Origin of the sequence: Paenibacillus chartarius, from assembly GCF_042432825.1 — a bacterium.
GTDB lineage: Bacteria > Bacillota > Bacilli > Paenibacillales > NBRC-103111 > Gordoniibacillus > Gordoniibacillus chartarius.
Genome location: NZ_JBHLWN010000051.1, coordinates 11,640 through 23,296, shown reverse-complemented (window position 1 = coordinate 23,296; position 11,657 = coordinate 11,640). Strand labels below are relative to the sequence as shown.

General features: G+C 57.7%; 10 protein-coding genes. 7 read left to right on the top strand and 3 right to left on the bottom strand.

All coding sequences use genetic code 11. The features are described from left to right. Nucleotides 1–87 precede the first annotated feature (87 nt). The gene (locus tag ACFFK0_RS13495) at nt 88–450 is read right to left on the bottom strand and encodes a VOC family protein (protein WP_377470767.1); all 363 of its coding nucleotides are present in this window, start codon (nt 448–450) and stop codon (nt 88–90) included. A gap of 43 nt (nt 451–493) precedes the next feature. Beyond that, nucleotides 494–808, bottom strand: a complete 315-nt coding sequence (locus ACFFK0_RS13490) for a helix-turn-helix domain-containing protein (RefSeq protein WP_377470832.1) — start codon at nt 806–808, stop codon at nt 494–496. Nucleotides 809–956: 148 nt separating this feature from the next. Between ACFFK0_RS13490 and ACFFK0_RS13485 the strand changes: the two genes are divergently transcribed. The 3 genes from ACFFK0_RS13485 to ACFFK0_RS13475 are packed head-to-tail and all read left to right on the top strand — an operon-like array spanning nt 957 to nt 3,258. Then, the gene (locus ACFFK0_RS13485; protein ID WP_377470766.1) at nt 957–1,928 is read left to right on the top strand and encodes a ring-cleaving dioxygenase; all 972 of its coding nucleotides are present in this window, start codon (nt 957–959) and stop codon (nt 1,926–1,928) included. Nucleotides 1,929–1,930: 2 nt separating this feature from the next. Further along, the gene (locus ACFFK0_RS13480) at nt 1,931–2,587 is read left to right on the top strand and encodes an alpha/beta hydrolase (protein WP_377470829.1); all 657 of its coding nucleotides are present in this window, start codon (nt 1,931–1,933) and stop codon (nt 2,585–2,587) included. Nucleotides 2,588–2,613: 26 nt separating this feature from the next. Next, the gene (locus tag ACFFK0_RS13475; RefSeq protein ID WP_377470827.1) at nt 2,614–3,258 is read left to right on the top strand and encodes a flavin reductase family protein; all 645 of its coding nucleotides are present in this window, start codon (nt 2,614–2,616) and stop codon (nt 3,256–3,258) included. A 39-nt stretch (nt 3,259–3,297) separates the two neighbouring features. Here ACFFK0_RS13475 and ACFFK0_RS13470 read toward each other — a convergent pair whose 3' ends face one another. Next, entirely contained in the window at nt 3,298–4,125 is an 828-nt protein-coding gene (locus ACFFK0_RS13470) for a sugar phosphate isomerase/epimerase family protein (protein ID WP_377470765.1), read from the bottom strand. Between the two features lie 276 nt (nt 4,126–4,401). Here ACFFK0_RS13470 and ACFFK0_RS13465 point away from each other — a divergent pair, with 276 nt between their 5' ends. The 4 genes from ACFFK0_RS13465 to ACFFK0_RS13450 all read left to right on the top strand — a co-directional run bounded on the left by ACFFK0_RS13465 (nt 4,402) and on the right by ACFFK0_RS13450 (nt 11,225). After that, the gene (locus tag ACFFK0_RS13465; protein WP_377470825.1) at nt 4,402–6,471 is read left to right on the top strand and encodes an RCC1 domain-containing protein; all 2,070 of its coding nucleotides are present in this window, start codon (nt 4,402–4,404) and stop codon (nt 6,469–6,471) included. Nucleotides 6,472–6,715: 244 nt separating this feature from the next. Further along, on the top strand, nt 6,716–7,483 hold the full coding sequence (pdaA, locus tag ACFFK0_RS13460; RefSeq protein WP_377470824.1) for a delta-lactam-biosynthetic de-N-acetylase: 768 nt from the start codon (nt 6,716–6,718) through the stop codon (nt 7,481–7,483). 133 nt (nt 7,484–7,616) lie between these two features. Beyond that, nucleotides 7,617–8,843: a multidrug effflux MFS transporter gene (locus tag ACFFK0_RS13455; RefSeq protein ID WP_377470764.1), complete on the top strand. Its 1,227-nt coding sequence runs from the start codon at nt 7,617–7,619 to the stop codon at nt 8,841–8,843. A 324-nt stretch (nt 8,844–9,167) separates the two neighbouring features. Continuing rightward, nucleotides 9,168–11,225, top strand: a complete 2,058-nt coding sequence (locus tag ACFFK0_RS13450; protein WP_377470763.1) for a methyl-accepting chemotaxis protein — start codon at nt 9,168–9,170, stop codon at nt 11,223–11,225. Nucleotides 11,226–11,657 lie beyond the last annotated feature (432 nt).

Here is an 11,657-nt window from a genome sequence, read left to right as displayed (position 1 = left end):
ACCGTCCCCGTGCGTTGACGCAAGGGCGGTCCTCTTCGATTTGTTCGGTCTTACTTATGCGATGTGAATAGCTGTGAAGCGGCTGCCTCAGCCCTTTAACAAGAACGTGTGCCCGTCCTCATCCTTGAATTGGGCAAAAGTTCCCCACTGCATCTTCTGCAGCTCACCCTCGAACTGCACGCCGTTCGCCTTCATTGCGGCATAGGTGGCCTCGATATCGCCGCATTCGAACACGATCGACGGACGCATCGTATCGGCATCCTTCATCATGCTGCGCGGGTAAAGCACAAGCGCCGTCTGGGCGCCCTTCGGAGCAACCTCGAGCCAGAAGGCGCCGGGGCCCATCGGGGTCTCGCGGACAAGCTCGAAGCCGACCTTCTCGGTCCAGAACGTTTTGGCGCGCTGCTGATCTTCCACGTACACGGCGGCCGTAGCGATTTTTGTAATCATCGGGTCATCCTCCTAACTTATTGGAACAGCCGGGCTGTCAGGTTCAATCTATCACAGCCGTATCGTCTCCGTCATGTAAAAATACGACATCCGCGGCCCTCCCCAGAGAAGCTTGACGCACCCACATCCGGTATTGGATCGGCGTGATGCCGATACACCTTTTGAAGTCTTTGGCGAAGTGGGCATACTCATAATATCCATAGTAGGACATCACATCATACACGTCCAGCTCGGGATTGAACATCATCCGCATTCGGGCTTGAATAGAACGGGTCGCCATCAGCAGCCGCTTCGGACCGAGGACGGTCAGCTCCTGACAGCGGCGATCGAGCTCGCGGACGGAGCAACCGGCGGCCAGGCAAAGTCGCGTACCTGCGGCAGCTCAATCATTTGGGCTATTTCAGCACCTGGAAGGTCCTTGAAAACTCATTGCTTGACGGATGCACAAATACGGAATATAATTATCTTAAATTAAAGATATCAAAATTTGAAGGAGTGGATCGGTAATGAGCCAACAACAAACACAAGTACAACGGACATCCGGTATACATCACGTTACTTCCTTTGCGGGCGACCCGCAGCAAAACGTCGATTTCTATGCAGGTGTGCTGGGGCTGCGGCTGGTGAAGCGGACGATTAATTTTGACGCACCGGAAGTGTATCACTTGTATTTCGGCAATGAGGCCGGCGCACCTGGTACGGCGATGACGTTCTTTCCGTTCCCGGGAGCGCGGCGCGGCCGGGTCGGCGGCGGGCAGGTCGGGACGACGGTGTTCGCCGTACCGGCGGGTGCCGCATCGTTCTGGCGGGACCGGCTGGCGAAGCTCGGGGTGTCGGTGATGGAGGCGGAGCGTTTCGGCGAGAGCTTCCTGCAGTTTAGCGATCCCGACGGGCTGCGGCTTGAGATTGTCGAGCGGGCCGAAGGGGAGGCAAGCGAATGGTCGTTCGCCGGGGTAACTCCGGACGTAGCGATCAAGGGGTTCGGCGGCGCACTGCTGTACAGCGTGCACGCCGGGCAGACGGCTGACCGGCTGGAGCAGCTGATGGGCCTTACCCGCGTTGGCGCGGAGGGAGATTATATCCGGTTCCGGTCGGAGGGCTCTCTGGGGAATATCGTCGACCTGAGAGCGGCCGATATGCCGTGGGGCGCAGGCGGTGCGGGTACGGTTCACCATATCGCATGGCGGGCGAACGACGAGGCGGATCAGCTCCAGTGGCAGCAGCGGGTACGCGAGCATGGCCTGCAGCCTACGGAGGTGCTGGACCGGAACTATTTCCGCTCGATCTACTTCCGCGAGGAGGGCGGCATCCTGTTTGAGATAGCCACCGACGATCCGGGCTTTGCGGTCGATGAGGAGTTCGAGAAGCTGGGCGAAAAGCTGATGCTCCCGGACTGGTATGAGCCGCATCGGCAGGCTATTGAAGCGAACCTGCTGCCGATTCGGGTGCGGGAGCCGGAAGGAGTGGAACGGGGATGACGATGATCCATGTGTATGAGCCGGGAAGCGATCCGGCGGCGCCTACCCTGCTGCTGCTGCACGGAACAGGCGGTACGGAGCAGGATTTGCTGCCGCTGGCACAGTATTTGTCGCCGGCGTCGGGCGTGCTGAGCGTGCGCGGCAACGTGCTGGAGAACGGCATGCCCCGCTTTTTCCGCAGGCTGGCCGAAGGGGTGTTTGACGAGGAGGATCTCGTCTTCCGGACGAAGGAGCTGAACGAATTTCTGGACGAGGCTGCGGCACAGTATGGCTTCAACCGCAGCAGCCTCGTTGCGGTCGGCTATTCCAACGGCGCGAATATCGCGGGCAGCCTGTTGTTCCATTATGAGGGCGCGCTGCGAGGTGCGGTGCTGCACCACCCGATGGTGCCGCTGCGGGGGTTGAAGCTGCCATCGCTTGCCGGCGTGCCGGTATTTATTGGTGCCGGACACAACGATCCGATCTGCCGTCCGGAGGAGACGGAGGAGCTGGCCGGGTTGCTGCGCGGTGCGGGTGCGGACGTGGACATTCATTGGGAGCGGGCGGGCCATCAGCTGACGCGGACCGAGGTCGCGGCGGCGAGCGAGTGGTTTGCGCGGCAGTTCGTGCCGGGCGGACCGTCTGGCGGCGAGGCTTCGCAGTCTGACGCTAAGGGGTGAGTGCCGTGGTCATGGAACCAAGGGAGATGCTCTCGATTGATCCGGGACAGCAGGACGATCGGGCGAATTACCGGCTGCTGATCGGCACGGTCGTGCCGCGCCCGATCGCGCTCGTGACGACGCTGTCCGAGCAAGGGGTGCTGAACGCGGCGCCGTTCAGCTACTTCAACATCGTCGCGGCCCGGCCGCCGATGGTGTCCGTGTCCGTTCAGCGCAAACCGGGCGGCGCGCTTAAGGACACGGCCCGGAACGCGCTCGCGTCGGGCGCGTTCGTGGTGCACATCGCGGACGAGTCGTACGTGTCCGCGCTGAACATGACGGCGGCGCCGCTGCCGCCGGAGGAGAGCGAGCCCGCGCTCGCGGGGCTCACGCCGGTGGCGAGCGAGGCGGTCGCGGTGCCCGGGCTCGCCGAAGCCAAGGTGCGCCTCGAGTGCGTGCTCGAGCGCGCGATCCCGCTCGGCGGCACCGGCGAGGCGCCGGCGTGCGACCTGCTGATCGGGCGCGTCGTCCGCTTCCATGTCGATGCCTCGCTCTACACCGCCGGCCCAGACGGCGAAACGCGGCAAGCGCCACCGGACATCGACGTCGAGCGGCTCCGCCCGGTCGCCCGCCTCGCCGGCGACGATTATTCCCGCCTCGGCGAGCGATTCACCGTCGAACGTCCGCGCTAAACGCCGAAGCCGCGCTCCAGCCGAGCGCGGCTTCGTTACTTATACAACAGCCCGAAGCATGTTTACGATGCGGGCGATATCGTCCGGCCCCGTATTTTCGATCGATACGTCGATATGGGGCTTTTCCTGCTGCAGCCGTTTCAAGAACGCGGCGTAATCGAAATCGCCGTCGCCCGGCTTGCCGCCGATGAGCTGTCCGCCTTCCACGCGGGCATCCTTCAAATGCACCAGCACCATGCGATCCCGCAGCAAGCGGAACGCATCGTCCACAATCTGGCCGCGCTGAGCAAAATTGTCCGCCGTCAGCAGGTTAATCGGATCAAACACAACGCCGATATTGTTCGACGGCACTTCCTCGAGCAGCTGCGCCATCCGCTGCGGGGAGCTGACGGTATGTACGGCAACCGGCTCAATGCCGACAATGACGCCCCAACGCTCCGCTTCCTCGGCAAGCTCCTCCACCGACTGCTTCAGCACCTGCCACCCTCGCTCCAGGTACGCTTCCGGATCGCTGTCCCGATACGTCGTCAGCGAGCTTGTCTCCGTAGCGACAATGCTCGTGCCGAAGTCGCGGGCATAACGCAAATGCTCCTTGAAACGATCCAAATCGTGGCGCCGGCGCACCGGGTCCGGATGAATCATGTCGATGTAGCAGCCGAGCACCCCGACCCGCATGCCATGCCGGTTGAAATGCTCCGCGATCGTATTCGCCATCCCAGGGCTCAGCTTTCCGTTGCTCGTATCGATGTCGCCGATCGCCTTTGCCAGAGCCAGCTGCACAAAATCAAGCCCATACCCGCCAAGCTGCTCCACAAGCGCTTTCAACGGCATAGTGCCGCCCAAATGTGCCAAAGAACCGAAACCCATCTAGTCCGCCTCCACCATCTTCATTTTCTTGAGCCGCCCGCCCGACATTCTGCGGCATACCGCAGCAGCCCGATCTTTCCGCCAACGGCAACGGCCGGCCTGAATCCTATTTCATCCTTTTCATTATAACGGTTCCGGGGCCGGCAATTCCATCTTGTTCCGGAAGTTTACGCATCTATGAATTTCAGCAGAAAATGTTGCCGATGTAACAGACTTCACAAGCGTATCCGATATATAGTAGTAGCTACCAGTATAGGAGACAGAAAGGTGATACGCATGAAGAAAGGAACGATAGGGCTCGGCATCTTCGCACTGCTAGCTTCGTTGCTGCTGCCCACGAATGGGGCTTCCGCAGCGGAAATCAGCGTGGGCATCGCCAAGCTGCCTACCTCGGCAGGAACGACGGCGGGCGTCGTCACTACCAACGGCAATGCTTATTTATGGGGCGGGAATGATTATCAGCAGATTCCCGGGCAAACCGATATGAGAGTGACCTCGCCTAAGAAGGTATTTGATGCCAGAGTTGAGAACGACATTAGGGATCTGACGCTGGGCAACGTGCACATAGCATTGGTGAAGGGCTCTGATGGGACGGTGTGGACGTCCGGCGGCAACAACAATAAGCAGCTTGGCATCGGCGATTCGGCCCCAGCCCCGGGACTTAATCAGGTGCCGGGATTATCGGGGGTTGAAGCCGTAGCCGCAGGCAGGGAGCATACGCTAGCTCTAACGGCTGCGGGAAGCGTCTTTGCATGGGGCTTCAATTATTATGGACAAACGGGGGCCGATCCCGACGTTACGGGTGATGTAACGTCTTCCGTCTACGAGGTAAGCGGCTTTGACGGGGCGGTTGACAAGATTGCAGCCGGCGGCGACGCCAGTCTGGCACTGACCGTCAGCGGCGCCGTCTATGCGTGGGGAGATAACCGGTACGGTGTACTGGGCTCCAATGATACGACGATGAAGAACCCTGTGCCGAGAGAAATTCCGTTCGAGCTTGCCGAAGGCGAGTATATCGTCGATATCGCCGCCGGCGAGCAGCGCGCCGCCGCTCTGACAAGCAGCGGCCGTGTGTATCAGTGGGGGGTCCGGTTGGATGGGACTGACAATAACTTCGCCGAGCCGGTTCTAGTGAGTGGATTCCCGGGACCGGTCCAACAGATTAGCTGCGGATTCTCGCATTGTCTGGCGCTGATTAACGACGGAACGGTATACGGCTGGGGAAAAGGGGAAGGCTCCATGACGCTGCGGGATGCCTCGACGTATCAGCCGAATGCGATTCCTGTAGATCTCGGTTTGTCTACGGTACCCGTTGTGTCGAACATTTCAGCACGGAATGTGAATAGTGTTGTTGTCACGGACGACGAGCTTTACACATGGGGGAGAGGTGTTGAGGGCCAGTATGGGAACGGCGAATCCGGGATCAGCGGAATCGCTCTGAAGAAAGCTAAATTCCTGGAGGAATATCCCCCTGGCGACTATCGCAATTACATCGAACAAATTCTGGTCAAGGTGAACGGCGTGCCGATCTCGCCAAAAGAGCCGAACGAGCCGTTCGCCTACGAAGTGGCGAATACGGTGAATGCGGTCGACATCGAGCTGGATATGATCGGCTACCGGTACAGCTATGAAATTGTCGATAGCAACGACAGGAGCTTCTACTATCATATTCCTTTATTTGCAGGCATGAACGAGTTTCAAATTGTGGTGAAGGATAACTATGCCGGCTACGCCGAAGTCGCCACTATTCCGCTCGCCATTACCCGCGGCGCGGCGCCGGACAACACGGCGGGACCGAAGCCGATGTATGCATCCACAGCGCAGTATTTCGATTACAGGGAAGGCGAGTCGCGCATTCAAGAGGTTACGATCTATTTCGATCAGCCGCTGGATCCGGAATTTCTCACATACGCCTATGGTGACAGTATTAAGTACGATGGTGGGAGCAATCCGGAGGAAGTGTTCCTGAGCGAAGACCGGCGAACGCTGATTCTCCAGACTTACGCCTACTACGTTGAAGATACGTTAAACGCCCCGACAACGGTTACGATCGCGGAGGGCGCGGTGGTGAACATGTACGGCCAGGGCATCTCCGGGCTTGACGGTACAGCGATCCCGATTATACAGGAAGCCGAGCTGGAGCTTGTGCTGGACGGCATCGCGGCGTCCCAGCCAGAGGCGGACCCGGATCATATCACGGTCGGCAAGATGCTCGCCTACTTGAATGAAAATCCGAATCCGTTCGGGAGTTCCATCGACACGGCAAGAGGTGTGTTTACCCTGCTCTTGCAATATTTGTCTACACGTTATATCGAACATCTTCCACCACTGCCGCCTCCGGTCTAACCGCCATTTCGTAAGCGAAGCGCTCCTTTCCCAGGGGCGCTTTTTGCACTTTAGCTCCCGTCCGCACATAACCTTCATGCAAGAGAGGAATAGTAAGCCATGGTACTTTCCCAGCTAACATCCATTTCCGAAGGAGGAACAGCGCAGCATGAAGCGGATGATACAGTATGCCGCGGCGGTGACGGCGGCGGTGCTGCTTGTATTAGGTTTCGTAGGCATGAAGTCTGTGATCGAAACACGTCTGATGCCGGTGCTCTCGTCCCGTGTCATACCGGCAGCGGACGAGGCTGCCGCCCAGGCGGCGGGAGGCGGCAAGCCGTATCATTTCGGCTTTGCGAAGAGCAAGAACGGCAAGCTGCCGTCGATCGCGCGGGAAGGATTTCAGAGCTTGCTGGAGAAGCATGGCGCCATCTTCCTGGGGGATACGGGCAAGAAGGAGCTGTATCTGACGTTCGATAACGGATACGAGAACGGCTTTACGGCGCAAATTCTTGATGTCCTGAAGGAGAAACAAGTGCCGGCGTGCTTCTTCGTTACGGGGCATTATGTAAAGGATCAGCCGGAGCTGGTTAAGCGGATGGCGGCCGAGGGGCATATCGTAGGAAATCACTCATGGAGCCACCCGGACATGTCGGCGCTGCCGCCGGAGCGCATCAAGAGCGAGCTGGACAAGGTGAAGGAGGCGGTCGCAGCGCTGACCGGACAGACGGGGATGGCGTATTTGCGGACGCCGCGGGGCATTTTCAACGAACGGACACTGGCGGTTTCCAAGGAGCTCGGCTACACGAACGTATTCTGGTCTATCGCCTATAAGGACTGGGATACGAAGGCCCAGCGCGGGAAGTCGTATGCGTTCACGCAAGTGGTGAATCAGCTCCACCCGGGCGCCGTCATTCTGCTGCATTCGGTTTCGAAGGATAACGCCGACGCGATGGGGGCGATCATCGACGAGGCGCGGCGGCAGGGGTATGAGTTCAAGAGTCTGGATCAGTTGACGGTGAAAAATTATTAATAAGGCAAGCAGGCAGAGACCGGGATCGCAGACCCCGGTCTTTTTTGCCGCCATCCGCTATTTACCGATGCCGCCGAAATGAGTACAATAGTTGAATTATATCGCATCAAGAATAAAGCTGAGGTGAACGGTAATGAATGACGAGAAACAGCTGCCGGTCCGGTCCGAACCGCGGCAGTCTAAGGCCGGGCTGGTGGCCATTCTGGGCTCTCTGGCAATGATGGGGCCGCTAACGATCGATATGTATTTGCCGGCGCTGCCTTCCATCGTTACGGAGTTTCGAACAACGGAATCATCCGTCCAGCTTAGTTTAACGCTCTATCTAATCGGACTTGTGGTCGGACAGCTGCTGGCCGGCCCGATCAGCGACATGCGGGGCCGGAAGACGCCGATGCTGGTCGGCTTGGCTCTCTACGCGGTTTGCTCGGTTTGCATTGCGTTCAGCTCCGACATTTGGTGGCTGATCGGGCTGCGGGCCTTACAAGGATTGGCCGGCGCTGCGGGGATGGTCGTTTCGCGGGCTGTGGTGCGTGATTTATTTTCCGGTACGGAGCTTACGAAATTTTTCACGCTCTTGATGATCGTTAACGGAGCGGGGCCGATTATCGCGCCGATCATTGGCGGCCAGCTGCTGCGGTTCACGTCTTGGCGCGGTGTGTTTATTGTACTCGGCGCGGTGGGTGTCGTGATGTTCCTTGCGGTGCTGCTCGGGCTGCGCGAGACGCTGCCGGCGCATCGGCGCTCCGGCGGGGGAGTCGGGCAAACGGCAGCGGTGTTCGGGACGCTGCTTCGGGATCGGGTGTTTATGGGGTATGCGCTCTCGTCCGGCTTCGTGACGGCTGCATTATTCGCTTATTTATCGGGGTCTTCATTCGTTCTGCAAAATATTTTCGGCGTTTCCCCGCAGTTCTACAGCCTGATCTTCGCAGTGAATGGTCTCGGCTTCGTGCTGGCCTCGCAGGTGACGGGGAAGCTGGTAGGAAGAGTGGCCGAGATCAAGCTGCTCGTCAGCGGATATATCCTTGCTGCGGTCGGCGGCTTGCTGCTGCTCGGCACGCTGCTTGCCGGGGGCGGACTAGGCGGTGTATGGCCGGCCTTCTTCCTCATCGTGTCCAGCGTTGGCGTCGTCGGCCCGACCAGCTCGTCGCTCGCCCTGCAGAACCAGGCGAAGACGGCGGGCAGCGCGGCGGCTCTGCTCGGGGTACTGTCGCTCCTGTTCGGTGCGGTGACGTCCCCGCTTGCGGGCATCGGCGGCGGCCATACGGCCCTGCCTTTGGGGGTGCTCATTGCGGCTACCTCGCTCAGCTCCGTGCTGTGTTATGTTTTGCTGATTCGCAGGAATCAGGTCGGGGCTGGGTAATATTCGTTTCTTTTCATAGATAGAAGAGGGCAAACGCCGTCTCGCTGCTCCCGTAGGGGCCGCGGGCGGCGTTTTGCTTTGTGTAGGGATTGTCCCGTTCGGGGCCGCCGGCAAGACCTTGACGCCGTAATCCGGATGCCCGTTAAAGAATGCCTAGGGTTCGCGAAATTTGTCGATTGATGTATACAAATTGGGAGGTATTCAATCGATATGTGAAGAATGTGTAAATTTGAATAAGTAACTTCTGGCAGGAGGGAGTCACAGCGCTTCATCATCGCTATATTAATTAATAGGCAGCAAGAGCAGACCTAAAGGGAGGACACCATGTTCAGCGGAAAAAAAGGTAAGGCAAGCCGGAGGTTCATCCGGTTCGGCATCAGACAAAAATTGTTGGCTGTATTTCTGGGAATACTAATCGTTTCTATTGCAGCCTCGGGGGTATTAGTCAATCTCAAGGTAGGCGAAACGCTTGAGAAGCAGGCCCAAACTGCGGCGTTGGATACCGTCTCCAGCCAAGTCAACGTCATATCCGGTTTGTTGGATAAAGAAACCCTCTTGCCGAGTTATTTAACATCGACTGCGGAGGTACAGAACCTGTTGACTTCCGGTAAGGATGCCGATGCTGTCTATAATATGCTGGTTAAATATTCGGAAGGCAAGAAAAACCTGGAACGGATATTTATTGTCAATAAAGACGGGACGATGGTCAGCAATACGGATAAAAGCTTGATCGGCGCAAGCTTGAAGGAACGGAGCTATAACGTTGCGACGATCCAATCCAAGCAAGGGCAAATTAGCGAGACATTAACCTCCAAATCGACGAACACGCAGATTGTCGTTATTACCCATCCGATCATGGAGAAGAATGGCGACAAGATTTTGGGCTATATCGGCACGTCGATTTACGCTGAAAGCATGGCCTCGTATTTGAGCACTTTAAAGCTCGGCGAGTCGAAAACCAGCCAAGCCGTTCTCATCGACGAGAAGGCCAACTATATCTATAATGCCGATAAATCGCTGATCGGGAAGCCCGCAGAAACGGAAACGTTCAAACAAATAGCCGAAAAGGTGAAGGCCGAAGGGGCCATTCCGGTTTCCTCCATCACTTACACGGAGAACGGGGTGGAGCGGATTGCGATCGTGTCCTCCATTCCCAGAACGAAATGGGCGCTCATTCTCTCGCTGGATGTTTCCGATCTGAAAAGCTCCGCCAAAGGGATGGCTGCTTACTTGCTGCTGGTCGGGCTGATCATTTTGCTGGCGGCGGCAGTCGTCGTCTACATGGTTTCCCATAACATCGCTTCCTCTATTTCCATGGTCACGCGCTTGATCAACAAAACGGCCGGGCTCGATCTGACGGAGGATGCCTCATACGCCAAGCTCCTTAAGAACCGGGATGAGACGGGAGAGATGTCCAGGTCGATGATGGAGATGCGGGAGGCGCTGCGCTCGATGGTCGATTTGCTGAAGCGGTCGTCCGAGCAAATCAGCAAAAACACGGACGAGGTCAGTTCCTTCATTGACACGGTATATACGAACTCCAACGAAAGCTCGGCGGTAACCGAGGAGCTATCGGCGGGGATGGCCCAGACGGCGGCTTCTGCGGAGGCGATCTCCCGCTCGGTAACGGAGGTCGTCGCGTTAATGTCGGATATCTCCAGCAAGGTGAATCAAGGATCTCAGCTGTCAGCGGAAATCATTCAGAAAGCGCATGAGCTGAAAGCGGATGCGGAACAGTCGACGAACCGTACCAACGGGATATACGATGATGTGAAAGTGAAGATGGAGCATGCCATCGAACACTCGAAAACCGTGGAAAATATTAATGCACTGGCCGACGTCATCCTGGGAATCACTTCCCAAACGAATCTTCTGGCTCTGAATGCGGCGATCGAAGCGGCAAGAGCTGGAGAAGCCGGTCGGGGCTTTGCCGTAGTGGCGGGGGAAATCAGGAAGCTGGCGGAACAGTCGTCGAACACGGCAGCCAATATTCAGAAGATCGTGGCGGAAGTCAATACGGCGGTAGGCAACATGACGAGCAGCTCCGAGACGATGCTAATGCTGCTGGATAAGGATATTCGAAACGATTACAGCAAGTTTATTGCCAGCAGCGAAAAATACAATTCCGATGCGACGACCATATCGGCGATGATGGCCAACATTCAATCGTTGTCGAACCGTTTGGAGGAGGCGCTTGGCCAAATCAGCAGCTCGGTCAAAGGAACCGCAACGACGGTGGACAGCAGCGCTAAGGGGATTAACGAAATCGCCGCTTCGACGGCGGAGAACGTATCCCTTGCCGAGCTCGCGGAACGGAAAACGAAGGAGAGCATTTCGAACGCGGAAGCGCTGAAGGAGATTGTGGAGAAGTTTAAATTGTAACGTTTTGCAGGAAGGGCGCCGGGGAACCGGCGTCTTTTTTTTTGCTTTCCGTGGGAATATTTTGCTGTATATGCTCCGGTTAGCTGAGGTGGCGTTAACTGGGGGGATCGAAGCCGAGGGGCTGGCACCACGTTTCACAGCCGGCATAACGCCGTGGCGTTAAGCTGGAGGATCGAAGCCGAGGGGCTGGCACCACGTTTCACAGCCGGCATAACGCCGTAAACGCGCTCGTCAGTTTAGGGCGACAAGGGGGCTATCCTTGTGCGCAGGTCTGCCATTCTCAGCGGGGATGGCATGCCCTTACGGACGCTGCAGCGCGGTTGCCTTGCCACATTCGTCGTGGAATAATTCTTCGAGCTAAGGTGAATGCAATAGTGCAGGAATAGTGCTCTAACTCGAGCCCTATGGAAGGAATGCATGCAGGAAGTACAG

Bases quoted from the DNA above. Each gene is read 5' to 3' on its own strand.
- pdaA (WP_377470824.1), top strand. From the start codon at position 6,716: ATGCCGGTGCTCTCGTCCCGTGTCATACCGGCAGCGGACGAGGCTGCC.
- ACFFK0_RS13485 (WP_377470766.1), top strand. From the start codon at position 957: ATGAGCCAACAACAAACACAAGTACAACGGACATCCGGTATACATCAC.
- ACFFK0_RS13475 (WP_377470827.1), top strand. From the start codon at position 2,614: ATGCTCTCGATTGATCCGGGACAGCAGGACGATCGGGCGAATTACCGG.
- ACFFK0_RS13470 (WP_377470765.1), bottom strand. From the start codon at position 4,125: ATGGGTTTCGGTTCTTTGGCACATTTGGGCGGCACTATGCCGTTGAAA.
- ACFFK0_RS13455 (WP_377470764.1), top strand. From the start codon at position 7,617: ATGAATGACGAGAAACAGCTGCCGGTCCGGTCCGAACCGCGGCAGTCT.
- ACFFK0_RS13495 (WP_377470767.1), bottom strand. From the start codon at position 450: ATGATTACAAAAATCGCTACGGCCGCCGTGTACGTGGAAGATCAGCAG.
- ACFFK0_RS13465 (WP_377470825.1), top strand. From the start codon at position 4,402: ATGAAGAAAGGAACGATAGGGCTCGGCATCTTCGCACTGCTAGCTTCG.
- ACFFK0_RS13480 (WP_377470829.1), top strand. From the start codon at position 1,931: ATGATCCATGTGTATGAGCCGGGAAGCGATCCGGCGGCGCCTACCCTG.
- ACFFK0_RS13450 (WP_377470763.1), top strand. From the start codon at position 9,168: ATGTTCAGCGGAAAAAAAGGTAAGGCAAGCCGGAGGTTCATCCGGTTC.